The sequence below is a fragment of the Rhodococcus sp. UFZ-B548 genome, from assembly GCF_903819475.1.
Classification (GTDB): Bacteria; Actinomycetota; Actinomycetes; order Mycobacteriales; family Mycobacteriaceae; genus Rhodococcus_F; species Rhodococcus_F erythropolis.
This window is the reverse complement of the sequence record NZ_CAIJDS010000022.1, coordinates 90718-115525: the sequence shown is the minus strand read 5'-3', so window position 1 is coordinate 115525 and position 24808 is coordinate 90718. Positions and strand designations below refer to the sequence as shown.

The 24808-nt window shown below is 63.9% G+C and carries 26 protein-coding genes; 17 read left to right on the top strand and 9 right to left on the bottom strand.

Annotated features, from left to right (window positions below; translation table 11 throughout):
* Positions 1-742, top strand: a 742-nt coding sequence (locus H7C86_RS19735; RefSeq protein ID WP_182262098.1) for an ABC transporter permease, incomplete at its 5' end; no start/stop codon positions are given.
* A 9-nt stretch (positions 743-751) separates the two neighbouring features.
* Here the strand turns inward: H7C86_RS19735 and H7C86_RS19730 are convergent.
* Positions 752-2134 (bottom strand): amino acid permease, encoded by a 1383-nt coding sequence (locus H7C86_RS19730; RefSeq protein WP_020908472.1) that lies wholly within the window; start codon positions 2132-2134, stop codon positions 752-754.
* Positions 2134-3087, bottom strand: a complete 954-nt coding sequence (gene dapD / locus H7C86_RS19725) for a 2,3,4,5-tetrahydropyridine-2,6-dicarboxylate N-succinyltransferase (protein WP_019749368.1) — start codon at positions 3085-3087, stop codon at positions 2134-2136. The genes H7C86_RS19730 and dapD overlap by 1 nt, the downstream gene beginning before the upstream one ends.
* Before the next feature lie 49 nt (positions 3088-3136).
* Here dapD and dapE point away from each other — a divergent pair, with 49 nt between their 5' ends.
* From dapE to H7C86_RS19675, 10 genes are all read left to right on the top strand, one after another.
* The gene (gene dapE / locus H7C86_RS19720) at positions 3137-4207 is read left to right on the top strand and encodes a succinyl-diaminopimelate desuccinylase (protein WP_021332795.1); all 1071 of its coding nucleotides are present in this window, start codon (positions 3137-3139) and stop codon (positions 4205-4207) included.
* Between the two features lie 16 nt (positions 4208-4223).
* Positions 4224-5027, top strand: a complete 804-nt coding sequence (locus H7C86_RS19715; protein ID WP_003945176.1) for a TIGR00730 family Rossman fold protein — start codon at positions 4224-4226, stop codon at positions 5025-5027.
* The gene (locus H7C86_RS19710) at positions 5021-5578 is read left to right on the top strand and encodes a TIGR00730 family Rossman fold protein (RefSeq protein WP_182262097.1); all 558 of its coding nucleotides are present in this window, start codon (positions 5021-5023) and stop codon (positions 5576-5578) included. The genes H7C86_RS19715 and H7C86_RS19710 overlap by 7 nt, the downstream gene beginning before the upstream one ends.
* A gap of 112 nt (positions 5579-5690) precedes the next feature.
* The gene (locus tag H7C86_RS19705) at positions 5691-7463 is read left to right on the top strand and encodes a long-chain-acyl-CoA synthetase (RefSeq protein WP_019749365.1); all 1773 of its coding nucleotides are present in this window, start codon (positions 5691-5693) and stop codon (positions 7461-7463) included.
* A 30-nt stretch (positions 7464-7493) separates the two neighbouring features.
* Positions 7494-8393: a dihydropteroate synthase gene (gene folP / locus H7C86_RS19700; protein WP_069146321.1), complete on the top strand. Its 900-nt coding sequence runs from the start codon at positions 7494-7496 to the stop codon at positions 8391-8393.
* On the top strand, positions 8390-9331 hold the full coding sequence (locus H7C86_RS19695) for a glucosyl-3-phosphoglycerate synthase (RefSeq protein WP_019749363.1): 942 nt from the start codon (positions 8390-8392) through the stop codon (positions 9329-9331). The genes folP and H7C86_RS19695 overlap by 4 nt, the downstream gene beginning before the upstream one ends.
* A 32-nt stretch (positions 9332-9363) precedes the next feature.
* On the top strand, positions 9364-9741 hold the full coding sequence (locus tag H7C86_RS19690; protein WP_020908467.1) for a DivIVA domain-containing protein: 378 nt from the start codon (positions 9364-9366) through the stop codon (positions 9739-9741).
* On the top strand, positions 9741-10310 hold the full coding sequence (locus H7C86_RS19685; protein ID WP_019749361.1) for a DNA-3-methyladenine glycosylase I: 570 nt from the start codon (positions 9741-9743) through the stop codon (positions 10308-10310). The genes H7C86_RS19690 and H7C86_RS19685 overlap by 1 nt, the downstream gene beginning before the upstream one ends.
* 151 nt (positions 10311-10461) lie before the next feature.
* Entirely contained in the window at positions 10462-10629 is a 168-nt protein-coding gene (locus H7C86_RS19680; protein ID WP_003945169.1) for a DUF3117 domain-containing protein, read from the top strand.
* Positions 10630-10744: 115 nt separating this feature from the next.
* A complete protein-coding gene (locus tag H7C86_RS19675) occupies positions 10745-11584 on the top strand; it encodes a putative RNA methyltransferase (RefSeq protein WP_020970207.1) in 840 nt (279 codons plus the stop codon).
* A 6-nt stretch (positions 11585-11590) separates the two neighbouring features.
* Here the strand turns inward: H7C86_RS19675 and glgA are convergent, their stop codons facing one another.
* The gene (gene glgA, locus H7C86_RS19670) at positions 11591-12763 is read right to left on the bottom strand and encodes a glycogen synthase (RefSeq protein ID WP_070386685.1); all 1173 of its coding nucleotides are present in this window, start codon (positions 12761-12763) and stop codon (positions 11591-11593) included.
* Between the two features lie 132 nt (positions 12764-12895).
* Here glgA and glgC point away from each other — a divergent pair, with 132 nt between their 5' ends.
* Positions 12896-14110, top strand: coding sequence for a glucose-1-phosphate adenylyltransferase (gene glgC, locus H7C86_RS19665; protein WP_003945185.1), 1215 nt, complete (start codon positions 12896-12898; stop codon positions 14108-14110).
* Here glgC and H7C86_RS19660 read toward each other — a convergent pair.
* Positions 14107-14742, bottom strand: coding sequence for an O-methyltransferase (locus tag H7C86_RS19660; RefSeq protein ID WP_007736091.1), 636 nt, complete (start codon positions 14740-14742; stop codon positions 14107-14109). The two genes, glgC and H7C86_RS19660, sit on opposite strands and share 4 nt — an antisense overlap.
* Positions 14743-15072: 330 nt before the next feature.
* On the opposite strand from H7C86_RS19660, the gene sigE reads away from it, so the two are divergent.
* From sigE to tatB, 4 genes are all read left to right on the top strand, one after another.
* Entirely contained in the window at positions 15073-15669 is a 597-nt protein-coding gene (gene sigE / locus H7C86_RS19655; RefSeq protein WP_029255812.1) for an RNA polymerase sigma factor SigE, read from the top strand.
* A 52-nt stretch (positions 15670-15721) separates the two neighbouring features.
* On the top strand, positions 15722-16081 hold the full coding sequence (locus H7C86_RS19650; RefSeq protein ID WP_020970204.1) for a hypothetical protein: 360 nt from the start codon (positions 15722-15724) through the stop codon (positions 16079-16081).
* A 99-nt stretch (positions 16082-16180) separates the two neighbouring features.
* Positions 16181-17659: a S1C family serine protease gene (locus H7C86_RS19645; RefSeq protein ID WP_047889716.1), complete on the top strand. Its 1479-nt coding sequence runs from the start codon at positions 16181-16183 to the stop codon at positions 17657-17659.
* A gap of 74 nt (positions 17660-17733) precedes the next feature.
* A complete protein-coding gene (tatB, locus tag H7C86_RS19640; RefSeq protein ID WP_003945177.1) occupies positions 17734-18126 on the top strand; it encodes a Sec-independent protein translocase protein TatB in 393 nt (130 codons plus the stop codon).
* Positions 18127-18189: 63 nt separating this feature from the next.
* On the opposite strand, the gene H7C86_RS19635 is transcribed toward tatB, so the two are convergent.
* The 5 genes from H7C86_RS19635 to H7C86_RS19615 form a co-directional block, all read right to left on the bottom strand.
* Positions 18190-19326 carry an Mrp/NBP35 family ATP-binding protein gene (locus H7C86_RS19635; protein WP_003945178.1) on the bottom strand — a complete coding sequence of 379 codons (1137 nt, stop codon included), beginning with the start codon at positions 19324-19326 and terminating at the stop codon, positions 18190-18192.
* Between the two features lie 24 nt (positions 19327-19350).
* Positions 19351-20214: a lytic transglycosylase domain-containing protein gene (locus H7C86_RS19630; RefSeq protein ID WP_003945171.1), complete on the bottom strand. Its 864-nt coding sequence runs from the start codon at positions 20212-20214 to the stop codon at positions 19351-19353.
* A 145-nt stretch (positions 20215-20359) separates the two neighbouring features.
* The gene (locus H7C86_RS19625; RefSeq protein WP_182262096.1) at positions 20360-21775 is read right to left on the bottom strand and encodes a lytic transglycosylase domain-containing protein; all 1416 of its coding nucleotides are present in this window, start codon (positions 21773-21775) and stop codon (positions 20360-20362) included.
* A gap of 130 nt (positions 21776-21905) precedes the next feature.
* Positions 21906-22448: a DUF1003 domain-containing protein gene (locus H7C86_RS19620; protein WP_003945067.1), complete on the bottom strand. Its 543-nt coding sequence runs from the start codon at positions 22446-22448 to the stop codon at positions 21906-21908.
* Positions 22445-23731, bottom strand: coding sequence for a magnesium transporter MgtE N-terminal domain-containing protein (locus tag H7C86_RS19615; protein ID WP_019749352.1), 1287 nt, complete (start codon positions 23729-23731; stop codon positions 22445-22447). The genes H7C86_RS19620 and H7C86_RS19615 overlap by 4 nt, the downstream gene beginning before the upstream one ends.
* Before the next feature lie 72 nt (positions 23732-23803).
* Between H7C86_RS19615 and H7C86_RS19610 the strand changes: the two genes are divergently transcribed.
* On the top strand, positions 23804-24766 hold the full coding sequence (locus H7C86_RS19610; RefSeq protein ID WP_020908461.1) for a CoA ester lyase: 963 nt from the start codon (positions 23804-23806) through the stop codon (positions 24764-24766).
* Positions 24767-24808: the final 42 nt, after the last annotated feature.

Here is a 24808-nt window from a genome sequence, read left to right as displayed (position 1 = left end):
TGAACGTATCAAGATCACCACGACCAAATCACCGTTGTGGTGCACGATCATCATCATCGTGCTCGGGTTGGGACTCGCTACGGTTTTCGGACTGAGCGCCAAGTCGTCGCTCAGTAGCCCCAATGGTGCAATGATGCCGACAGTGTCGGGGGCGCTCAGTGGAGTGACCGGCTTCGGTGTGTTGGTTCTGATGATCATGGCGGCTCTCGCGATCACCAGCGAATATCGCTTCGGGACAATCCGAACAACATTCCAGGCAGTTCCGAACCGCGCTTCGGTGCTCATCGCCAAAGCGGGCCTCATCGGTGGTTTCGGAGCGGTCTTGACTCTCGTATTGTCGTTCGGCGCTTTCGCTCTCACGAAGGCCACATCAGGTGACGCCGGAAGATTCTTGACTCTGTCTGGCGACGATAACTGGCGGGTCGTCTACGGAACACCGATCTACGCGTTCTTCTGCGTAGTTCTAGCCGTAGGAGTGGGCGCGTTGCTCCGGCAGTCTGCAGGTGCGATCGCATTACTGCTGTTGTGGCCCTTGCTGATCGAGAATCTTTTCAACCTGTTCGGAAGTACCGGCGAGAAGATCATGCCGTTCCTGCCGTTCATGAACGCCAACAACTTTCTCGGTTCCGGCGGTAGCGTCGACTTCCACTGGGGACCCTGGGGCAGCCTGGTCTACTTCGCCCTCTTCGTGCTCGTCGTATTCGGCCTCAGCATCGTCGTCGTGAACAGGCGGGATGCATAGGCGAACGGATCAGGCGGGCTGATTCTGCTTACGCCAACGGGCGTTCAGGAAACCCAATGCCGCGATCACGAGGAACAACACGGTGGTCGAGATCAACTGTGCACGGGCATCGGCGTCGAAGAGCATGAGGACGACGAAGACGCCAAGCATCGCGAGAGTCGCGTAGCTCAGATACGGGAACAGCCACATACGAACTGTCAGCTTGCCCGACGCTTCGAGTTGTTTACGCAGTCGCAGATGCGAGACGACGATGAAGATCCAGATGACGAGCAGCGCGGCGCCGACTGCGTTGAGCAGGATGCCGAGCAGGTCGTCGGGGAGCAGCCAGTTGAGCAGGACGCTGACGAAGCCGAAGAACACCGACAGCAGAACGGCATTGGTCGGAACTCCGGTGCTCGACAGTTTCGCCATGAAAGCGGGTCCGTCGCCGCGGCGCGAAAGTGAGAACGCCATCCGAGAGGTGCCGTAGATGTTGGCGTTGAACGCGGACAGCAAAGCCACTACGACGACCAGTTCCATGAACCCGGCAACGCCCGGAATGTTCGCCTTGTTCAAGACGGCCACAAACGGGCCGCTCTCGAGTTCGGGGTCGTTCCAGGGCAGCACCAGAACCATGATGGAGATGGCACCGATGTAGAAGACGCTGATGCGCCACACCACGGAGCGGACAGCGACGGCGATGGAGCGTTCCGGATTCTCGGATTCGGCTGCGGCGATGGTGACGATCTCGATCCCACCGAAGGCGAACGCCACGACGAGCAGTCCTGCGGCAATGCCGGACAACCCATTGGGCATGAAGCCGCCCTGCCCGAACAGATTGCTCGTACCGACCGGATCGGTATCGGGGAGGATGCCGAACACCAGCAGGACACCGATGACGAGGAAGGCGATGATGACGGTGACTTTGATTGCGGCGAACCAGAACTCGAACTCACCGAAGTTGCTGACCTTGGCCAGGTTCACCACGGCGAAGAACACCACGAATACCAGGGCGACAACCCATTGCGGGATCGACGGCACCCAGTCGTTCACGATCGCCGAGGCTCCGGTGATCTCGGCACCCAGCACCATGATCAGCATGAACCAGTAGAGCCAGCCCATCACGAAGCCGGCCCACTCGCCGATCCCCAGGCGCGCGTAGTGAGAGAAGGAACCGCTGGCCGGGATCGCGGCTCCCATCTCACCGAGCATGCGCATCACGAACACCACGACGGCGCCCGCAAGGATGTAGGAGATCAGGACGGCCGGGCCGGCCTTGGCGATACCGACGCCGGTTCCGAGGAACAGGCCGGCGCCGATGGCCGAGCCCAGGCCCATCATCGTCAGATGGCGGACCTTGAGACCGTGGCCGAGAGCAGTGGTTGTTCCGTCGGAGACGTCGGTGTCAGTCATCAGTCGTTGGCGTGCAAAGCAGCGTTCAGTTCGACGCCGGTGCCCTTCCACGGCACGACCTCGACGGCACCCGAGACCGAGTTACGACGGAAGAGAAGGTTCGACTTGCCGCTGAGTTCCTTGGCCTTGACGACGGTGCCGTCCGGGCCGGTGACCTTGGTGCCCGCGGTGACATAGAGGCCCGCTTCGAGGACGCAGTCGTCGCCGAGTGAAATACCGAGGCCGGCGTTGGCACCGAGGAGGCAGCGCTTGCCGAGGGAGATGGTTTCCTTGCCGCCGCCGGAGAGGGTGCCCATGATGGAGGCGCCGCCGCCAACATCGGATCCGTCGTCGACGACGACGCCCGCGGAGATGCGGCCTTCGACCATGGAGTTACCGAGGGTGCCGGCGTTGAAGTTGACGAAGCCTTCGTGCATGACGGTCGTTCCGCTGGCGAGGTGCGCACCGAGTCGGACACGGTCCGCGTCACCGATACGGACTCCGGACGGCACGACGTAGTCGACCATGCGGGGGAACTTGTCGACGCTGAACACGGTCACGACGCCGCGGATGCGCAGACGCGAGCGAACTTGCTCGAAGCCTTCGACGGCGCACGGGCCGAAGTTGGTCCACACGACGTTGCTGAGCAGGCCGAACTGGCCGTCGAGGTTGACGCCGTGGGGTGCGACGAGACGGTGCGAGAGGAGGTGGAGGCGCAGGTAGACGTCGTGTGCGTCGACCGGTGCCTTGGAGAGATCGGCGATGGTGGTGCGGACGACGACCTGCGAGACCTCGCGAGCGTCGTCAGTGCCTGCCAGCAGTGCAAGATCGGAAGGAATGTCTGTTCCCTCGACGTTCTCGGTACCGGTCTTGTCGAATGTTCCCAGCTCCGGTGCCGGGAACCAGGTGTCGAGGACGGTTCCGTCCGCGGTCACGTTGGCGATACCTACTGCTGTTGCTCCCTGTGCGCTCACGGGACTAGAGATTACTGGGTGGTGGGTGCACCGGCCTAGGCTGGTGCGTGTGAGCATCCTCGATCTTGCTTCGGACCCCATCGACTTGACGGCCGCCCTGGTCGACATCCCCAGCGTCTCGCACGACGAATCCGTCATCGCGCAGGCCGTCGAGGATGCTCTGCGTGAGCAGACTTCGGGCTTCGAGATCATCCGCAACGGCAACGCCGTGTTGGCGCGGACCTCGCGTGGTTTGCCCAGTCGCGTCATGCTCGCCGGACATCTGGATACGGTGCCCATCGCGGACAATGTCCCTTCGCGGCGTGACGGCGACATCCTGCACGGCTGCGGGACCGTGGACATGAAGTCGGGCGATGCGGTCTTTCTGCACCTGGCGGCCACCATCGAGAACCTGGCCCACGATCTGACCCTGGTTTTCTACGACTGCGAAGAGATCGCCGCAACCTTCAACGGCCTGGGACGGATCGAACGCGAGATCCCGGAATGGCTCGCGGCCGACGTCGCAATTCTCGGTGAGCCGACGGCCGGTTTCATCGAGGCCGGGTGCCAGGGCACGATGCGGGTTCGGTTGACGGCTTCGGGAACTCGCGCACATTCGGCCAGGTCCTGGCTGGGGGACAACGCCATTCACAAGTTCGGCGGTGCGTTGGAGCGGTTGTCGAGTTACCAGCCGCGCTCGGTCGACATCGACGGTTGCGGCTACCGCGAAGGTTTGTCGGCGGTGCGGATTTCTGGCGGGGTCGCCGGAAACGTCGTCCCGGACGAAGCCGAGATGGACGTCAACTTCCGATTCGCGCCCGATCGCAGCGAGGCGCAAGCCGAGTCGCACGTACGCGAAGTGTTCGACGGTCTGGGCCTCGGATTCGAGGTCACCGACTCCTCACCCGGCGCGCTGCCTGGCTTGGCGAACCCGTCCGCTGCCGCCCTGATCGAGGCGGCCGGTGGTCAGTTCCGTGCGAAGTACGGGTGGACCGACGTGTCCAGGTTCTCGGCGCTCGGCATTCCTGCCGTGAACTACGGACCGGGTGATCCGAACCTCGCACACAAGCGCGACGAGCACGTTCCGGTGCAGCAGATCACCGACGTCGCGGCCGTGCTGAGGAAGTATCTGTCGGCCTGACCGTTAGCCTTGCCGCATGGCACCAGAGAAGAATTCGGCTTCGAAGAAGCAGAGCTCGTCGATCAAGCACCGCGGGCCCGTTCAGCTTCGACGCAAGCGCAAAGACGAGAAGACCACGACCGATCAGCGCTTGCTCGACAAGCGCGGACCCACGGACTGGGTACACACCGATCCGTGGCGTGTGCTGCGTATCCAGAGCGAATTCATCGAAGGTTTCGGCGCACTCGCCGAGGTCCCGCGTGCGGTGACGGTGTTCGGTTCGGCACGCACCACGGTCGATCATCCCGAGTACCAATCCGGCCGTGAGCTGGGAACGGCTTTGGCCGAAGCCGGATACGCCGTCATCACCGGCGGTGGACCGGGAGTCATGGAAGCTGCCAACCGCGGTTGCAGCGAGGCGGGCGGATACTCGATCGGTCTCGGCATCGAGCTGCCGTTCGAGCAGGGACTCAACGAGTGGGTGGATCTCGGAATCAACTTCCGGTACTTCTTCGCACGCAAGACGATGTTCGTGAAGTACTCCCAGGCATTCATCTGCCTGCCGGGTGGCTTCGGAACACTCGACGAGCTGTTCGAGGCACTCACCCTGGTGCAGACCCACAAAGTCACGCGCTTCCCGATCGTCCTGTTCGGTACCGAGTACTGGTCCGGACTCGTCGACTGGATTCGCGGCACCCTCGAGCGTGACGGCAAGATTTCCGAAGGTGACGTGAACTTGCTGCACGTCACCGACAGCGTGGAAGAAGCAGTACGAATCGTCCTCAACGCCGACAAGGGCGTCGACGAGGCCGCAGATCTGGGGAAAGAAGAAGAATGGTGACCGATTCCGACAAGAAGTACTCGATCTGCGTCTACTGCGCGTCGGGTCCGGTGGACGAATCGTTCCTGGCGTTGGCGTCAGAAGTGGGAACCGCGATCGGTCGACGCGGATGGCAGTTGGTCTCGGGCGGTGGCAACGTCTCGATGATGGGCGCTGTCGCCGAGTCGGCCCGCGCGGCGGGCGCCTGGACCGTCGGCGTCATTCCGAAGGCCCTGGTGCACAAGGAAGTAGCCGACGTCGATGCCGACGAGCTGATCGTCACGGACACCATGCGCGAGCGCAAGAAGCTGATGGAAGATCACGCCGACGCGTTCATCACGCTGCCGGGCGGAATCGGGACGCTGGAAGAGCTGTTCGAGACGTGGACCGCCGGCTACCTCGGAATACACGAGAAGCCAGTGGTGATGCTCGATCCCGTCGGGCACTTCACCGGCCTGCTCGAGTGGTTGAACAAGCTCGACGGGACCGGCTTCGTCGGGCGTCAGGCGTTGGACACTCTGTTGGTGCGGACGGACGTCGAGGCTGCGCTCGACGCGTGCGTCAGATCCTGATCAGACGCCTGCGTGAAACCCTGACCTGGGGCATGGCGGGCTTTATTACCGTGCAGTAAGGTGGCCGCAGACTGGGCGGCCGAATGGGCGCCGGATACGTGTTAGGGGAGCCATGAGTTCGGAAGCCCGTTCGACCGTCGGCCTGCTGGATCTGGCGGCAAAACTGCCGTCGATGATCACCGAGGTGCCGATCCTGGCGCGGGGGGCCGCCGGGCTCACCCGCAAGCCTTCGGCCAAGGAATCGATCGGGTTGATCTTCCAGAAGGCCGCGCACGCGCACCCGTCGCGCCCGTTCATCCGGTTCGAGGGCCACGCGACCAGTTACGCGGAGGCCAACGAACTGGTGAACCGCTACGCCGACGTCCTCCGCGGACGAGGAGTCGACCGCGGAGACGTCGTCGGAGTGCTGGCAAAGAACACCCCCGAAGCCCTGCTGATCGCGTTGGCCGCCGTCAAACTCGGCGCGGCTGCGGGCATGTTGAACTACAACCAGCGCGACGACGTTCTGGCACACAGCCTTACGCTGCTCGACGCGCGCGTCCTGGTGGTCGCCGACGAGTGCGAAGAGGCCCTCGAATCCTTGCCGGCGGGGTTTACCGGACCGAAGCAGCTTCTCGTCAGTGAACTCGCGGATCTGGCGAAGACGGCTGATGCCGCCAACCCGGCGGTCACCGCCGAGGTGCTCGCGAAGGAGAAGGCGTTCTACATCTTCACCTCGGGTACCACGGGAATGCCCAAGGCCAGCTTGATGACTCACTTCCGTTGGCTGAAGTCGATGTCGGGCCTCGGGTTGATGGGTGTGCGCTTGCGCGGCTCGGACACTCTGTACTGCTGCCTGCCGCTCTACCACAACAACGCGTTGACGGTCTCGCTGTCCTCGGTGCTCGCGTCCGGCGCGACAATCGCGATCGGACGTCAGTTCTCCGCCTCGCGGTTCTGGGACGACATCGCACTCAACAAGGCGACCGCGTTCACCTACATCGGCGAACTGTGCCGCTATCTGCTCAACCAGCCGGTCAAGCCGACCGACAGCGACAATGCTGTTCGGCTGATGGTGGGTAACGGTCTGCGCCCGGAGATCTGGGCCGAATTCACCCAGCGCTTCGGCATTCCCCGCGTCGCCGAGTTCTACGGTGCGAGCGAATGCAACATCGCGTTCGTCAACGCACTCAACGTCGACAAGACGGCCGGGATCTGTCCGTTGCCGCACGCCGTCGTCGAGTTCGACGAGGACACCGGAAAAGCGTTGCGTGGAGCCGACGGTCGCCTTCGCAAGGTGTCCACGGGTCAGGTCGGGCTCCTGCTGTCGAAGGTCACCGACCGAGCGCCTTTCGACGGTTACACCGACGAAGCCGCGAGCAACAGCAAGCTGGTGCGCGGCGGATTCAAGGACGACGACACCTGGTTCGATACCGGAGACCTGGTGCGCAAGCAGGGATGGGGCCACGTCGCCTTCGTCGACCGTCTCGGCGACACCTTCCGTTGGAAGGGCGAGAACGTTGCCACCACGGAGGTCGAGGGTGCGCTGAGTTCGCACCCGGCCGTCGAGGAAGCAGTTGTCTACGGCGTCGAGATTCCGGGCACCGACGGTCGTGCGGGCATGGCGGCGGTGAAGCTACGGGACGGTCAGAGTTTCGAGGGCAGTGAAGTCGCGGCTCACCTCTACGGCAAGCTCCCCAACTACGCGGTCCCGCTGTTCATCCGCATCGTCGACTCACTCGAACACACCAGCACTTTCAAGTCGCGCAAGGTGGAATTGCGCAACGAGGGTTACGACGTCGGCGCCGACACTCTGCACGTTCTCGAAGGCCGCGAGGGTGGTTACGTGGACTCGTACGACGAATACGTCGGAAAGGTCGCGGCGGGCTCGGTACCCAAGGGCTAGACCGAGTTCCGTCATGCCAGTATGAGTGGCATGTCTTCACTCTCCGGTTCTACCGCGCAGCCAGGTCCGGCGCCCACCCTGTGTGGGCGTCCGGTCGCGGTCGACCGTGCATTGGTGATGGCGATCGTCAACCGCACTCCCGATTCCTTCTACGACCAGGGCGCGACGTTCTCGGATTCGGCAGCGATGGCTGCCGTCGACAGGGCCGTCGACGAGGGCGCCGATCTGGTGGACATCGGGGGAGTGAAAGCCGGGCCAGGTGACCTCGTCGACGCCGACGAAGAGGTCAGGCGGGTGGTTCCGTTTGTCGCCGCGATCAGAGCCAAGTACCCCGAGCTGATCATCAGCGTCGACACCTGGCGGAGCGGCGTCGCACGGCTGGCACGCGACGAAGGCGCCGACCTGATCAACGACACGTGGGCGGGTGCGGATCCCGACCTCGTCCTGGTTGCCGCCGAGACTGGTGCCGGGATCGTCTGCTCGCACACGGGTGGCGCGGTTCCGCGCACCCGTCCGCACCGTGTCCGCTACGACGACGTCGTCGCAGATGTGGTCACCGAGGTCGTGTCGGCGGCAGAACGCGCCCTGGCACTCGGAGTGCCGCGTGACGCGATTCTGATCGATCCCACTCACGATTTCGGTAAGAACACCTTCCACGGGCTCGAGTTGTTGCGAAAAGTGGACGTTCTTGTAAACACCGGGTGGCCAGTGCTGATGGCGCTGAGCAATAAGGACTTCATCGGGGAGACTCTTGGTGTGGAGCTTTCCGAGAGGTTGGAGGGAACATTGGCAGCGACAGCAATGGCCGCGGCTGGCGGCGCCCGGGTGTTCCGTGTTCACGAGGTGGCGTCCACCCGTCGAGTAGTCGACATGGTGGCCGCGATCCAGGGACGCCGTGCCCCGGTACGTACGGTTCGAGGTCTGGCATGAGCATCACCGGTGCGGGCCCGACCCGCGTATGGGCAGAAGCCAACAGTTGGGACCATCCGAGTTGGACGGTCGCCGAACTCGAACGGGCGAAGGGTGGCCGAACCGTCTCGGTGGTGTTGCCCGCGCTCAATGAAGAGGACACCGTTGCTGCGGTGGTCGACACCATTCACCCGTTGCTCGGTGGTTTGGTCGACGAGTTGATCGTTCTCGATTCCGGTTCGACCGACCGTACCGCCGAGCGTGCTCGCGCGGCGGGGGCGACGGTGATCAGTCGTGAGAGCGCAGTCCCGTCCATCCCGCCGACCGCGGGCAAGGGTGAGGTGCTGTGGCGTTCGGTCGCCGCAACGACCGGCGATCTGATCGCATTCGTCGACTCCGATCTCATCAATCCCGATCCGGCGTTCGTGCCCAAACTGCTGGGGCCGCTGCTCACGGTGGACGGCATCCATCTGGTGAAGGGCTACTACCGCCGTCCGCTGCGCGTGAGCGGCACGGAGGACGCCAACGGCGGCGGACGAGTCACGGAATTGGTTGCGCGGCCCATGTTGGCTGCGCTGCGGCCCGAACTCACGTCGGTACTGCAACCATTGGGCGGTGAATACGCGGGCACCCGTGAGCTGCTGTCCGCTGTTCCGTTTGCGCCCGGCTACGGCGTCGAGATCGGCCTTCTGCTCGACACGTACGACACGTTGGGGCTGGCGGCGATCGGTCAGGTCAATCTCGGTGTGCGCAAGCATCGCAACCGGCCGCTCGCCGACCTCGGCGTGATGAGCCGGCAGATCATCGGAACGATGCTCCGGCGGTGCGGGATCGAGGATTCGGGTGCCGGGTTGACCCAATTCCTGGTCGACGGCGATTCTTTCGTGCCCGAGACCACTGAGGTTTCGCTACTCGATCGACCCCCGATGAATTCGATAGTGCGCACCGCGGGGGTCTGACCGCTCACACTCGGGTATGGGAGTATCGGTTCATGATGACGATCCTCCTGTACCTGATTGTCATGGCACTGGTCGGCGCGATGATCTTCCTCGCCGCCAGCGCTGTGTTCGGGCGCTCGGAAGAGCTGCCGCCGCTGCCTCCTGGCACGACGGCGACCGTACTCCCGGCAGAGGACGTCACCGGGGCGGATGTCGACGCTCTTCGTTTTCAGCAGGTGTTGCGTGGATACAAGGCGAGTGAAGTGGATTGGGCCCTGCATCGCCTCGGGTTGGAAATCGATTCTCTGCGTGCGCAACTGGGCCGTGACGAGAAGTCCGAGGTTCTGGTGAAGGTGGATGCTCCGGCCAAGGCCGAAGCAACGCAGGAGGCGCCTGAGACCGAATCCGAAGCGAAGGATTCCCAGGGCTGATGGCAGACGGACTGGTTCGGTGCGGCTGGGTGGTCGAGACGCCCGGTGACTCGCTGTACCGCGACTATCACGACGAGGAGTGGGGGCGTCCGCTGCACGGGCGCGACGAACTGTTCGAGCGGCTCGCCCTCGAAGCATTCCAATCGGGGCTTTCTTGGATCACGATTCTGCGCAAACGCGAGGCGTTCCGCGAAGCCTTCGACGGGTTCGATCCGGACAAGGTCGCAGCGTACGGAGTTGCGGATGTGGAGAGATTGCTCTCCGATGCCGCGATCGTCCGCAATCGCGCGAAGATCGAGGCGACGATTTCCAACGCCCGAGTGCTCGTGAATTCACCCGATCTGGACCTCGATTCGTTACTCTGGTCGTTCTCGCCGCCTCGACGCACCAGACGACTGACATCAATTGCAGAGGTTCCGGCGGTCACTCCCGAGTCGACTGCCATGGCTAAGGAACTCAAGCGACGCGGGTTCAAGTTTGTGGGTCCTACCACGGCTTATGCGCTCATGCAGGCTACCGGAATGGTCGACGATCACGTGGCTGATTGCTGGGTTCCGGCGCAGGTGTGACGGTCGACTGAACACCCCTAAATGTGACTCAGATTCCCGGTTCCTGCATCCATAGGGAACAATGGAGGGTACGAGCCTCGCTGATTGTTGGCGGGGCGCACCGTTAGTCGAGGCGCAGAGCAATGCAGCGCAGATCTGGAGGGAGCAGAGGATGGCGGCCATGAAGCCCCGGACCGGGGACGGTCCCCTCGAAGCAACCAAAGAGGGACGAGGAATCGTCATGCGGGTTCCACTCGAGGGTGGCGGACGCCTCGTCGTCGAGCTGACCCCGGATGAAGCTGCAGCGCTCGGTGTGGAACTCACGAACGTCACCAGCTAGTCGGGTCCAGGTTGTAGCAGTACGAACAACAGCACGTGATTGCACGCAGGCTCCGTATCCGTTTCGGTACGGGGCCTGAAGTGTGCGCACCGCCGGTAGCCGAAAGGACGGATCAATGCTTGCCGCCGTGGTCGATCTACTGTCCTGCCCGCAGTGCGCTGCTGAGTTGGAATTGGTGGACGGCGCCGCCGAGTGCGATCGCGGACATCGATTCGACGTGGCTCGCCAGGGTTACGTGAGCCTGATCAGTGGCGGTGCCACGAAGTTCACCGGCGACAGTGCCGAGATGATCGCCGCGCGTGCACGACTTCTCGGCGCCGGCCACTTCGGCCCGCTGATGGATGCCGTTTCCCGGGCCTGCGCGACGACGGCAGGGGCGGATCCTGCGCGGATCGTCGAAATCGGTGCAGGCACAGGACAATACCTCGCACACGTCGTGGATTCGCTGCCTGATTCTCGGGCAATAGCCTTGGACGTGTCCAAGTTCGCGGCACGGCGAGCGGCGAAGATCCACGAAAGGATCGGCTCGATCGTCGCGGACGTCTGGCAACCACTTCCGATTCGAGACGGAGTGCTCTCCCACGTGCTCTGTGTGTTCGCTCCACGCAACGGTCCGCAGTCCCATCGAGTTCTCGCCGATGACGGCGTTCTGGTGGTCCTGACGCCCACCGACAGGCATCTGCGCGAGCTGATCGACATTCTCGAGATGGTCAAGGTCGACGATCGCAAGGTGGAACGTCTCGAATCGTCGATGGCCGGCTTGTTCGAGCGCGTGAGCAGCGACGAGGTCGAGTTCACGATGTCACTCTCACACCAGGACGTCCTCGACTTGGTGGGGATGGGACCGTCGGCGAGGCACCTGACGCCCGCCGATCTGGCTGCCGCCGTGGCGAAGCTGCCGCAGCCGAGCACCGTCACCGCGTCGGCGACGGTCTCGACCTATCGCAAGATCTGACGCGGATCAGCGTCTCGTGACGGCGTCCGCGTAGACCTCGAGCGTCTGCTTGGCGATTTCGGCCCAGGAGAACTCGTCGATAGCACGGATTCTGCCCGCACGACCCATCGCGTCGGCGCCTTCTCGGTCGGCGACAACGGCATTGACGGTGGCAGCGAGTGATTCCTCGAATGCGTTCGGCTCGTAGGCGTTGTAGTGCACGAGTCGACCGGTGACGCCGTCGGCGACCACCTCGGGGATACCGCCGACATCGGAAGCGACCACGGCGGTCTCACACGCCATGGCTTCGAGATTGACGATTCCGAGGGGCTCGTACACCGAAGGGCAGACGAATACCGTTGCTGCCGAGAGTATTTCCCTGATCTGCTCGGTCGGGAGCATCTCGCGCACCCAGTAGACATTGCCCCGATGTCTGGCGAGTTCGGCCACTGCCTTCTCCGTTTCGGCGGCGATCTCCGGCGTATCGGGAGCGCCGGCGCACAGCACGAGCTGAATCTCCGGGTCGAAGTGGTGTGCTGCCGCGACGAGGTGCCCGACGCCCTTCTGCCTCGTGATCCGTCCGACAAAGGCCACGATGGGTTTTGCGGGGTCGACGCCGATCGACGCGAGTGCGGACGGCGCTCCCGGCGCAGATCCCCCGGGATGCCATACCTCGGTGTCGATTCCGTTGCGCACTACGTGAACGCGACTCGGATCGACGGCGGGGTACGCGTCGAGGACGTCGAGTCGCATACCTGAACTGACGGCGATGATCGCGTCTGCGTGCTCGACGGCGTTGCGTTCGGACCACGACGAGATCCGATAGCCGCCGCCTAGCTGTTCGGCCTTCCACGGGCGTCTGGGCTCGAGTGAGTGCGCGGTGAGGATGTGCGGCACGTCGTAGAGAGCCGACGCGAGATGCCCGGCCAGTCCGGTGTACCAGGTGTGGGAGTGGACGATGTCGACACCGGCCGCGGCGTCCGCCATCCGCAGCTCGGTGGAGAGCGTCGTCAAGGCTGGGTTGGATCCGGCGAGAGCGGGGTCGGGAGAGTGGACGATCGCGCCTTCGCGCGGGGCGCCCATGCAGTGCACGTCGACCTCGCACAACCGCTTCATCTGAGCGACGAGCTCGGTTACGTGTACTCCTGCACCGCCGTAGATCTCCGGCGGGTATTCCTTGGTCATCATTGCGACTCGCACGCGCTAAACCTAACCGCCCGTGGTCGATCCGGCTACCGATCGCGTTATCCCCGACCGTTCGGAGGGGGACACGATCGGACCTCTCGGACTGCTTCGCTAGCGGGAGTTCACCAGTGCGGATAGGTTAGCGGTGTGAGAAGCCAGCCGCATGTGCTTGGAATCGTGCTCGCCGGGGGCGAGGGCAAACGCTTGTATCCGCTGACCGCGGACAGAGCGAAGCCCGCAGTGCCCTTCGGAGGTGCATATCGACTTATCGACTTCGTGTTGAGCAACCTTGTCAACGCGGGATATCTGCGTATTTGTGTGTTGACGCAATACAAGTCACATTCACTCGACCGTCACATTTCGCAGACGTGGCGATTGTCCGGGTTCGCGGGTGAGTACATCACTCCGGTGCCGGCCCAGCAGCGGCTCGGGCCGCGCTGGTACACCGGCAGCGCCGACGCAATCCTGCAGTCGCTCAATCTCGTTTACGACGAGGACCCCGAGTACATCGTGGTTTTCGGTGCCGACCACGTGTACCGGATGGATCCGGAACAGATGGTGCAGCACCACATCGAATCCGGGGCAGGCGTGACGGTCGCGGGTATTCGTGTACCGCGAAGTGAGGCTTTCGCTTTCGGCTGCATCGACAGTGACGAGTCCGGACGCATCACGCAGTTCCTGGAAAAGCCCGCCCATCCTCCCGGCACACCGGACGACCCAAATTCCACGTTCGCGTCCATGGGTAACTATGTGTTCACCACCAAAGTGCTCGTGGACGCCATCCGGGCTGATTCCGAGAACTCCGATTCCGACCACGACATGGGCGGAGACATCATTCCCGCCTTGGTCGCGGCGGGTGAGGCGTCGGTCTACGACTTCAAGGACAACGTCGTTCCCGGCGCTACCGATCGAGACCGCGGTTACTGGCGTGACGTCGGTACCCTCGACGCCTTCTACGACGCTCACATGGACCTCGTGTCGGTGCACCCGATCTTCAATCTCTACAACCGTCGCTGGCCCATCCGCGGCGCCACCGAGAATCTCGCGCCCGCCAAGTTCGTGAAGGGCGGACTCGCTCAGGAATCAGTGGTCGGTGCGGGGTCGATCCTGTCCGCGGCGACCGTGCGCAATTCGGTACTCAGTTCCAACGTGATGATCGAGGACGGTGCGACCGTCGAGGGCAGCGTGCTGATGCCGGGTGTGCGCATCGGCAAGGGCGCCGTCGTGCGGCGCGCGATCCTCGACAAGAACGTCGTGGTCGGTGACGGCGAAATCATCGGCGTCGATCTCGAACGTGACCGCGAACGATTTGCCGTCAGTCAGGGTGGCGTCGTCGCCATCGGTAAGGGCGTCTGGATCTAGAGCTTGCTCGCGCAGAGGAGGCCGTCGCCGAGGGGGAGGAGGACTCGAATGAGTCGCTCGTCCTCGGTCACGGCCTTTGCTGCTTCTCGGACCGCAACCGTTGTCGCGTCGCGAGCGGAGCTGTCGGCAACGCGGCCGTCGGCCAGGGCGTTGTGCAGAACGATGACACCGCCGGAGCGCAGCAGGCGGACACCTTCGCGGACGTAGTGGGGGTGGTCGATCGCGGCGCAGTCGACGAACACCAGGTCGTAGCCGCCGTCTGCGAGCCGGGGAAGTACGTCGAGAGCCCGTCCGTTGATCAGGCGAGTGCGTGCCGGAGCGATTCCGCTTTCGCGGAAGGTCAGCTTGGCCGCCCGCTGGTGTTCGGGTTCACTGTCGATCGTGGTCAGGACGCCGTCGTCGCGCATTCCGTGCAGAAGCCACAGGCTGCTCACGCCGGCTCCGGTACCCACCTCGACGGCCGTCTTCGCGTCGAGCATCCTCGCGAACATCGCGAGCGTCGCACCGACGGCGGGCGTCACCGGATGGGCTCCGAGATCCAGCGCTCGATCTCGCGCCGCGGTCAAAATCTCGTCCTCGGAAACTACGTCCTCGACGTGGCGGAGTATCTGTTCGGCGTGGGTCACGCTCATGAGGTTATCGGGCGGTTCGGATTGTCGCTGCAAGGCGCGCAGTCACCAGGATTCTCAGGAATCCCTCAGGCTCCTCATATGGCGTGCACACCGCGATGAGAAAAGGTGTATACATCGCCGGATCGAAGATCGCACGGCGGTATCGATTTTTACCAAGTTGGTCTTTCGCAGCTCGGTGATCGGGAACAAATCACAGCAACGGCTGGTTCTCCCGAATATCGCGCATTACGTGATTCGGACAACGCGGTGATCGAACTACGCGATCCCGAGCAGGAGGATCAACTTATTTACCAGGTCAACGACGAGCCTCGCCCTCGAGAGTCGGAAGTTTTGACGACGGAATCGGCTGTGGATTCCGAATTGATCGGCACTGCTGTGTTCGATGCAACTGGTGAGAAGTCCTCCATGCCGTCTTGGGACGAACTCGTGCGTCAGCACGGTGACCGGGTGTACCGCCTGGCCTACCGGTTGTCAGGCGATGCCCAGGACGCCGAGGACTTGACGCAGGACACCTTCATTCGGGTGTTCCGCTCGCTCTCCGATTATCAGCCCGGAACTTTCGAGGGCTGGTTGCACCGCATCACCACAAACTTGTTCCTCGACATGGTTCGCCGACGCAACCGCATCCGTATGGAAGCGCTGCCCGAGGACTACGACCGCGTTCCCTCACCCGGTCCGGACCCCGAGCAGATCTACCACGACGCGCGCCTCGACGCAGGTCTGCAGGCCGCACTCGACTCACTCGCACCTGAATTTCGCGCCGCTGTTGTGCTCTGTGACATCGAAGGTCTGTCGTACGAGGAAATCGGTGCCACACTGGGAGTGAAGCTCGGAACGGTTCGTAGCCGTATCCATCGTGGGCGACAGGCGATTCGTGATCATCTGGCAGCGCAGCGCGCAGCCGAATCCGAACTCGTCGGTTTCTGACGGTCGGGTTCGAGCTACAGAGCGGGACGTGGTCAATCACCTGGAGGGACGAATGACGGAGGCGCGGGCACATCGCCAGTTCGGTTCGACCGAACATCTGGCCAGCGAGGCAATCGCTGCCTACGTCGACGGAGAACTCCGAATGCAGGCCTACTTGCGGGCCTCGCATCACATCTCGATCTGCGCCGAGTGCGCTGCGGCCGTCGATGCTCAGCAGCAGGCACGTGGTGCGCTGCGTCGAAGCGGCGAGATGACGATGCCGTTGTCCCTGGTTGGACTTCTCAGTCAGATTCCCTCGTGCAACAGTCCGACCACCGGACCCAATTCGGAAAACGCCGACGGTTCCGTCGGCAATCAGCCCGCAGGCTTTTCCACCATCAGCAAGCGGTTGTCCCGTCGCTGGCGCAAATGACGCCGCGCGCGCTGGCGCAAATGACGCCGCGCGCCAGCTTCCCGGCACGGATCAGTGATACTGGACAACGTGACTGACGGAAAGAGGGGGCATTCCGGAGTGAGCTCGGATTCTTCGGCAAGCGGTTCGGCGGATCGACCGGCAGATGCGCCGGTGCTCGATCCTCGGCCGGTGTACCGACCTCAGATCGATCCGGCCTCGCGCCAGGTGTTCGGTCGACCGAGTGGAGTCGAGGGCTCGTTCACTCCGATTGCCACGCGATCGACCCCGTCTTCCGATGTCGTGATCGGGAATCCGGACCCAGTTCTGGCCGAAGCGTTCGGTCGACCCGCTGACGCCACCGAGTCGATCGGTCGCGATCCCGAGGCGTCGGCGAACAACACACCCGACGAAGAACCCCCGCGTGATCCGTGGCGCGATCCTGAATCCGAGGTTTCGCTGGGCAAGCCTGCAGAGTCCGAGGCGCCGGTGCAGTTGCCTCCCGCCCAGAAGCTCGACGTGCGTGAGCTGCTGTTCGGTCGCAAGGTCGCCCCCTCGGCACTGGCCGCGCTCGCGGGCATGGCACTTGTCATCGCTCTTGTCGGCGGCTTGCTCGCCACTGTCATCACCGCCGATCGCAGTTCACTCACCAGCTCACGTGTCACGCTCGTTCAATCCGGCGGCGGTGAACAGCCGGAGTCGCAGGTGGCGAAGGTCGCCGACGCAGTGTTGCCTTCCGTGGTGTCGATTCAGGTCGCCGTCGGTGACCAGGGCAGTACGGGTTCCGGTGTGGTCATCGACGGCGCCGGATACATCGTCACCAACAACCACGTGATCTCCTCGGCCGTACCGCCTGCTCAGGACGCGAAGATCCAGGTGATCTTCTCCGACGGAACCAAGACCGACGCCCAGATCGTCGGACGTGACGTCAAGACAGACCTCGCGGTGCTCAAGGTGTCGGCCAACAATCTGACGGTCGCTCAGCTCGGAAAATCCGAGGATGTTCAGGTCGGCGACGACGTCGTCGCCGTCGGCTCACCGCTCGGATTGAGCAAGACCGTCACCCGCGGGATCGTCAGTGCGCTGAACCGGCCTCTGCGTTTGTCGGGTGAAGGCACCGACACCAACGCCGTCATCGACGCCGTCCAGACCGATGCGGCGATCAACCACGGCAACTCGGGTGGTGCACTCGTCGACGACGAAGCCCGCGTCATCGGTATCAACACGGCCATGCTCAGCGAGTCCGGTGGTTCGGTCGGGCTCGGCTTCGCGATTCCGATCGATACGGTCACCGAGGTGGCGCAGACCATCATTCGCGACGGCAAGGTTCATCACCCCGACATCGGCGTGAATGCCCGCACCGCGGTCAACGACGCGACCAGCGGTGCTGCGGTGGCCAACGTCCGCGACGGCAGCCCAGCTCAACGTGCGGGGATCGTCGAGGGTGACGTCATCGTCAAGGTCGGTGACCGACCGGTGACGAGTGCCGACGAACTGGTGGTTGCGGTCAACGCGACGACCGTCGATCAGCCGGTCAACGTCCAGTTGATCCGCGACGGACGGCAGGTCGACATTTCGGTCACGCCTGTGTCCGACTGATCGGACCCTGCGATCTTCCTGTGAGGTTGATCCGGACATGCGCGCACCGAGCGAGCACACAGTAGGCTGACCCTGTGTTTGGCAACATCGGTTGGGGCGAGTTCATGATCCTCCTCGTAGCGGCTCTGGTCATCTTGGGACCTGAGCGGCTTCCTGGTGCGGTCTCCTGGGTCACGAAGTCCCTGAGGCAGGTGCGCGAATATGCTTCGGGCGCTTCCAATCAGCTCAAGGAAGAACTGGGCACCGATTTCGAGGATCTGCGTAAACCACTCGCAGATCTGAACAAGCTGCGCGGAATGACGCCGCGCGCTGTGATCACCCAGCACCTTCTCGACGGCGACGACTCCATCTTCACGGGCAACTTCGACAAGAAGCCGCAGAGCGGAGTGCAGGAGCCGAAGACGCTGTCGAAGGACAAGCCACTCACCGCGGGCGAACGTCCTCCTGTGGACTTCGACGCAACCTAGATTCGATATGCGAAAGGGTGCCTGTCACCGATCGGTGACAGGCGCCCTTTCGCATGCGGGGTTCTACAAGTTGCGAACCGTATTGATACCGAGCGACATTCCGGCCAGCCCGCGCTGACGGACGGCCAACTTGTCGGCGATGTCCTTGAGTGCGATGGCCGCGGGTGAATCGGGAGCGCTGAGGACGATCGGCGTCCCGGCGTCGCCTGCCTCGCGGACGGACGGGTCCAGCGGAATCTGTCCGAGAAGCGGAACCTTGGCGCCGACGGCCTTCGTGAGGCGATCGGAGACGGTCTGCCCGCCGCCTTCGCCGAATACGTCCATGCGGGTGCCGTCGGGAAGTTCGAGCCACGACATGTTCTCGACGACGCCGGCGACGCGCTGGCGGGTCTGCAGGGCGATGGCGCCCGCTCGCTCGGCGACCTCGGCAGCGGCCTGCTGCGGTGTGGTGACGACCAGGATCTCGGCGCTCGGGATGAGCTGAGCCACCGAGATGGCGATGTCACCGGTGCCGGGCGGCAGATCGAGCAGCAGCACGTCCAGATCGCCCCAGAACACGTCGGCGAGGAACTGCTGGAGTGCGCGGTGAAGCATCGGTCCGCGCCAGACGACAGGAGTGTTGCCCTGGGTGAACTGCGCGATGGAGATCATCTTCACGTCGTGTGCAACCGGCGGCATGATCATGCGCTCGACCTGAGTGGGCTTGGCGTCGGTGCCGAGCATGCGGGGGATCGAGTGACCGTAGATATCCGCGTCGAGTACGCCGACAGACAGCCCGCGCGCGGCCATTGCTGCCGCGAGATTGACTGTCACACTGGACTTTCCGACGCCACCCTTGCCGGAGGCTACGGCGTAGACGCGGGTGAGTGAACCCGGCTGGGCGAACGGGATGACGGGTTCGGCGGAATCGCCGCGAAGCGACTTGCGGAGCTCGGTCCGCTGGGCGTCGTCCATGACGTCGAGTTCGACGCGGATCGCACCGACCCCGGCGACGTCGGCGACGGCCTTGGTGACGCGTTCGGTGATCTCGGTGCGCATCGGGCAACCGGCGGTCGTGAGATAGATGCCGATGTCGACGCTGTTGTCACTGGAGAGGGAGATCCCCTTGACCATCCCCAGTTCGGTGATGGGTTTGCGGATCTCTGGGTCCAGAACTCGCGCGAGCGCGGAGCGAACGTCGGACTCGGTCAGTACAGACATGACTCCATGGTAAGTCCAGGTAGGTCAGTGGATGCGCGGCAGGTCCGATGCGGCGGGCACGATGCCGGTGGAGTACCCGAGCGACCAGGCCAGAACGTTGGCAACGTAGGCGGCCGAGTTGTTGTAGCGGTGGATCGCGGAGGCAACCTGAGTGACGTCCTGCATGTTGAGTCCGCCGTCGCACAGGTACTTGCCGGTGGTCAATGCGGAGTCGAAAAGGTTCTGGGGGTCGGCGATTCCGTCACCGTTGCCGTCGCCGGCGTACTGGTTCCAGGTGGACGGGATGAACTGCATCGGGCCGACCGCGCGGTCGTAGACGGTGTCGCCGTCGAGGGCGCCGCCGTCGGTGTCCATGATGACGGCCTGGCCGGGAAGGCTGCCGTTGAGTGGCAGGCCGATCACGGGCTTGTAGAGGTTGCCGTTCGCGTCGGCGTCCTTGCCGTCGTTGGCGTGGCCGGATTCGACGCGGCCGATACCGGCCAGGAGTGTCCAGTGCATGTTGCAGTTGGGCTTCTCGACGGCGAGGATCCGCTCGGCGTTCTGGTATGCGGCGACGCTCACGCTCGGGATTCCGAGTGCGCCCTCGGCCATGGAGGCTGGGAGCGGGGGAGTCGCCTGCACGGGAGCCAACGGCGCGGGTTCCGGCGCGGGGGCGGGAGCGGGCTCGGCGATTGCTTCGACGGCGGGCAGAATCTGCGCTTGCGGTTCCTGCGTGGCTTGCGCGGCAGTGTCCACCGTTTCGGCGGAGCTGGTGTTGAAGAACGGAACCTTGGGAGCGGCGCCGGCCGTGTTGGCTGCGGTGACGAGTCCGATAGGGATGAGTCCGGTGAGCGCGATGACCGAATTTCGACGGATGTGCGAATCTGTCTTCTTGCTGTGCCGACCCACTGTGTATGCCTCCTGAACCTCCGCGAGGAGGTTTTCCGTTCAACTGACGGAGTCGAGGCTACCTGATTTGTTGCGCTTCCGTTATTCAACCGTGATCTAGAAGGGCAGTTTGGGGCATATGCACTGTTCTTTCGTGATTTTTTGGTTACAGAGCGGGCATGCCGGGCAGGCCCGGGAAGAACGGCGCGAATGCCGGAGCCGGGGCCGGGGCAGGTTCCGGTGCGGGGGCCGGTGCGGGTGACGGAGCGGGCTCAGGCGACGGGGCAGCCGGCGGCGAAGATTCCGCGGGCGCTGCGTCGGTGGTGGCGGGTGCCGTGGCGGCTACTGCCATGCCTGGGACCGTGCACGGCAGAAGGATGCCGTCCTGCAAGGCGTCGAGTGCTGCTGGATCCGGAAGGATTACGCACATGTCGTCGGGCCAGCGCCATCCCTCAGCCGTCAGAATCGGCCAGACGAGACCCCGTGAGGTGAGGACGGGGAGCGGGATGATCGGACCGGGAGCCGCGTTCCGGGCGGCGTTGGGTCCCGGAGTGGGGCTGGTCGGCGTTACTCCCGGCGGGATCAGTGCCTGGATCTCGGGTGAGAGCGCGGGCATGTCGGGCAGACCTGGGAAGAGAGGGGTGGTGGTCGGAGTCGGCGTCGTCGACGCAGATTCCTTGTCGCCTGCCGCCGGGTCGGTAGCTGCAGCAGCGGCGAGAACGGCCGAAGCGGCGGAGTCTGCCGAGGCGGCGGCGTTGATCGCCGAGCTGCCGGTGTTGATGCCGGTGGTGTACGGGAGCTGGCCGGAAGGAATGACACCGTTCTTGTATGCCGTCGACCACATGATCACGTTTGCCGCGTAGGCGGCCGAGTTGTTGTACCGCAGAACAGCTTTGGTCTCCTGGGCGACATCGCGCAGGTTGAGGCCGCCGCTGCAGAGGTACTTCGCTGCCGAGAGCGCCGCATCGAAGACGTTGTTGGGGTCCTTGATTCCGTCCCCGTTGCCGTCGCTGGCATAACCGGCCCAGGTGGCCGGAATGAACTGCATCGGCCCGACAGCGCGGTCGTGGGTCGGGTCGCCGTCGATCGCGCCTTTGTCGGTGTCCCGAATGACTTCGTTGCCTGCCAACCGTCCGTCGAGGACGGGGCCGAGGATCGGGGTGACCGTCGTACCCACCGACGTCGTCTTGCCGCCGTTGGCGTGACCGGATTCGATGCGTCCGATGCCGGCCAGGAGATGCCAGGGGATGCCGCAGCCCGGCGCCTCGGTCATCATCACCAGTTCGGCGGAGCGGTACGCGTTCAGAACGATCTCGGGGATGCCCAGAGAGGTGAGGACGACGGCCGCAGCGTTGGGCGCTGCCGGAGCGCCGGCGACCGTATCGCTGGGTGGGGCCGATCGTTGCGTTCGGACGGTGCGGGGCGTCGGGAGGAAGTCGACAGAGTCCGGCTGCGCAACGGAGGCGGAGCCTGCGAGGGCGATGGGGACCTGCGACCCGCCGGATGGTGCGCTTCCGGCCGTGAGGGCGGCTGGACCTGTTACGACAAGCAGTCCCCCCACCAGTGTGGATGCTGCAATCATTCCGCGTACTCGCACGATTCCCCTTTGCTGGTGCTCCCGCCTCGGAGTACCCACCGTGATAATCCATCCTGCTGTGACTTACGTTACATATCGGTCACGGTGCGTGCAGCAAAACTCAGCGAACGCTCAGCTAGTTGTGACTTTGTTTCGCAGTATTCGAGTCACGGTGCTTCTTCTTCGGGGTCGGTTCGCCGTCGGCGGCAAGGATCGACTTGATCTCCTCGAGCTCCCGCCGCAGGTAGTCGCGGGTGGCGACCTCGCCGACGGCGATACGCAGAGCTGCGAGTTCGCGAGCGAGGAATTCAGTGTCCGCTTTGGTTTGCTCGGCGCGTGAGCGGTCCTCCTCGAGCGAGACCCGGTCGCGATTCTCCTGACGATTCTGGGCCAGGAGGATCAGCGGCGCCGCGTAGGCGGCCTGGGTGGAGAAGGCGAGGTTGAGCAGGATGAACGGATACGGGTCCCACTGCAGCGCCACCGCGAACACGTTGATCAGGATCCAGACGATCACGATGATCGTCTGGATCGCGAGATAACGCCCGGTACCGAGGAAGCGGGCGATGCGTTCACTGACGCGTCCGACAGCTTCGACGTCGAAATCGAGATTGAACCGGCGGCTTCCGCGAGGCGTTTCCAGTCGTTGCCGTGCGGTCGTGCTCGACGCCCGTTCGCTCATCGGAGTAGTTCCTCGTCGTCGGAGTAATCCTCACGCCAGTCTTCCGGCAGGAGGTGATCGAGCACGTCGTCGACTGTCACGGCCCCGATCAGGTGGTTCTCGTCGTCCACGACCGGCCCGCACACCAAGTTGTAGGTCGCGAAGTATCGGGTGACCGACGCCAGCGAGTCGTCCGGCGCCAACCGGGGCATGTCGGTGTCGAGTATTCCGCCCACCAGGCTGGCGGGAGGCTCGCGGAGAAGCTTCTGCAAGTGGACGCAGCCGAGATACCGCCCGGTCGGAGTCGCCGTCGGCGGACGTACGACGAAGACCATGCTCGACAGCGCCGGGGTCACGTCGTAGTTGCGGGCGCGGGCAAGGGCCTCGGCGACGGTCGTCGAGGCCGTCAGTACCACCGGTTCGGGCGTCATCAGACCACCGGCAGTGTCCGGGGAGTGCTCGAGCAGGCGTCGAACAGGTTCGGAATCCTGCGGGTCCATCAACTGCAACAGTGATTCGGCTTCGGTCTCGGGCAGCTCGCCCAACAGGTCGGCGGCGTCGTCGGGATCCATCGCTTCGAGTAGATCGGCGGCGCGTTCGACTTCCAGGTGCATCAGCAGATCGGTCTGGTCGTCCGCCGGCAGTTCCTGCACGACGTCGGCGAGGCGTTCGTCGTCGAGTGCCACGGCCAGTTCGTGGCGGCGCTTCTCCGGCAGTTCGCGCATGGCGTTGGCCACATCGGCGGGTCGCATCCCTTCGTACTGCAGAAGGAGGTGAGCTACGCCCTGGCCGGGGAGCGAGAGATCGCTCTGGGTGAGGCCGGCGACGTGCTGCCAGTCGACGATGTGAATCGCCGCGCGTCGACCGAGGCGTCCGCGATGGCCGCGAACGGCGACCTTCGAGACGACCCAGTCTCGCGTTCGCGTCGATTCGATCCCGAGGTCGACGACTATCGTGTCGACGCCGTGAAGCTCCTCGAGTTCCGGGTCGTCCACGCGCACATGCGAATCGAGTACCTGCGCCAGCGCGAGTACTTCACCCGGCCGCTGGTTGAAGCGCCGCAAACTGACGTTGCCCGTGGTCAGGGTGACCGCACTCGGCTCGATGGCTGTCACGCGGAGCATCGGAACGAAAATGCGTTTGCGCGTGAACATTTCGATCACCAGACCGAGAACCCGCGGTTGCTGGCGTCCGATACGGACCGTGATGACGACGTCGCGCACACGACCGATCGATTCGCCGTCCGGGCCGAGCACAACCAGGCCGGCAAGCCTGGCTGCAAATACCTTGCCTGCTGCTGCCATGATTGCAAGGCTAATTCGTCCAGCGTCAAAATCTGCAACGGCGCCACCGAAAATCGAGAAGGGCAGTCCGCAATGACTTCACGCAACCGTTCCCGTCGATCGGTATTGGCAGTTCCCGGCAGCAGTCGGAAGATGATCGACAAGGCGAAGGGATTGCCCGCCGACGAGATCTTCCTCGACCTCGAAGACGCGGTGGCGCCGTTGGCGAAGCAGGCGGCACGAGAGTCGATCGGCGACGCGTTGGCCGAGGACGGGTGGGGCAAACAGGTCAAGGTCGTCCGAGTCAACGACTGGACGACCGAATGGACGTATGCCGACGTCGTGGAGGTGGTCGGCCGCGCCGGAGCGCATCTGGACGCCATTCTGCTGCCCAAGGTTCCCGACGCGAGTCACGTCCAGGCACTCGATTTGTTGTTGACGCAGGTCGAGAAGGCCAACGGTCTCGAGGTCGGCAAGATCGGAATCGAGCCGCAGATCGAGAACGCGATCGGCTTGACCAACATCGACGCGATCGCCACCGCGAGTCCCCGCGTCGAGGCACTCGTGTTCGGCCCGGCCGACTTCATGGCGAGCTTGAACATGCGAACTCTGGTCGTCGGTGAGCAACCGGACGGCTACGACCGCGGTGACGCGTATCACCACATCCTGATGACCATCTTGATGGCCGCACGTGCACACGGCGTCCAGGCGATCGACGGTCCGTACCTCCAGATTCGCGACGTCGAGGCTTTCACTCGGTCGGCGGCGCGGACGGCAGCGCTCGGCTTCGACGGCAAGTGGGTTCTGCATCCCACGCAGATCGAGGCGGCCAACGAGGTGTTCAGTCCGCGCCAATCCGATTACGACCGTGCAGAACTCATCTTGGACGCGTACGCGTTCCACACCTCGGCCGCCGGAGGAGGGCGGGGCGCCGTCATGCTCGGCGACGAGATGATCGACGAGGCGAGTCGCAAGATGGCACTGGTGATTTCGGCCAAGGGCCGCGCCGCGGGGATGACGCGCACGTCGGAATTCACGCCGCCCGAACACGCCTGACGCTCGCATAGCCGAACGAATCAGGTCTGTAAAGGGCACAAT

Coding starts and splice junctions, on each gene's coding strand:
- H7C86_RS19730 (WP_020908472.1), bottom strand. CDS start 2,134: ATGACTGACACCGACGTCTCCGACGGAACAACCACTGCTCTCGGCCAC.
- H7C86_RS19715 (WP_003945176.1), top strand. CDS start 4,224: ATGGCACCAGAGAAGAATTCGGCTTCGAAGAAGCAGAGCTCGTCGATC.
- H7C86_RS19710 (WP_182262097.1), top strand. CDS start 5,021: ATGGTGACCGATTCCGACAAGAAGTACTCGATCTGCGTCTACTGCGCG.
- H7C86_RS19705 (WP_019749365.1), top strand. CDS start 5,691: ATGAGTTCGGAAGCCCGTTCGACCGTCGGCCTGCTGGATCTGGCGGCA.
- folP (WP_069146321.1), top strand. CDS start 7,494: ATGTCTTCACTCTCCGGTTCTACCGCGCAGCCAGGTCCGGCGCCCACC.
- H7C86_RS19695 (WP_019749363.1), top strand. CDS start 8,390: ATGAGCATCACCGGTGCGGGCCCGACCCGCGTATGGGCAGAAGCCAAC.
- H7C86_RS19690 (WP_020908467.1), top strand. CDS start 9,364: ATGATGACGATCCTCCTGTACCTGATTGTCATGGCACTGGTCGGCGCG.
- H7C86_RS19685 (WP_019749361.1), top strand. CDS start 9,741: ATGGCAGACGGACTGGTTCGGTGCGGCTGGGTGGTCGAGACGCCCGGT.
- H7C86_RS19680 (WP_003945169.1), top strand. CDS start 10,462: ATGGCGGCCATGAAGCCCCGGACCGGGGACGGTCCCCTCGAAGCAACC.
- H7C86_RS19675 (WP_020970207.1), top strand. CDS start 10,745: ATGCTTGCCGCCGTGGTCGATCTACTGTCCTGCCCGCAGTGCGCTGCT.
- H7C86_RS19660 (WP_007736091.1), bottom strand. CDS start 14,742: ATGAGCGTGACCCACGCCGAACAGATACTCCGCCACGTCGAGGACGTA.
- H7C86_RS19650 (WP_020970204.1), top strand. CDS start 15,722: ATGACGGAGGCGCGGGCACATCGCCAGTTCGGTTCGACCGAACATCTG.
- H7C86_RS19635 (WP_003945178.1), bottom strand. CDS start 19,326: ATGTCTGTACTGACCGAGTCCGACGTTCGCTCCGCGCTCGCGCGAGTT.
- H7C86_RS19625 (WP_182262096.1), bottom strand. CDS start 21,775: ATGATTGCAGCATCCACACTGGTGGGGGGACTGCTTGTCGTAACAGGT.
- H7C86_RS19620 (WP_003945067.1), bottom strand. CDS start 22,448: ATGAGCGAACGGGCGTCGAGCACGACCGCACGGCAACGACTGGAAACG.
- H7C86_RS19615 (WP_019749352.1), bottom strand. CDS start 23,731: ATGGCAGCAGCAGGCAAGGTATTTGCAGCCAGGCTTGCCGGCCTGGTT.
- H7C86_RS19610 (WP_020908461.1), top strand. CDS start 23,804: ATGACTTCACGCAACCGTTCCCGTCGATCGGTATTGGCAGTTCCCGGC.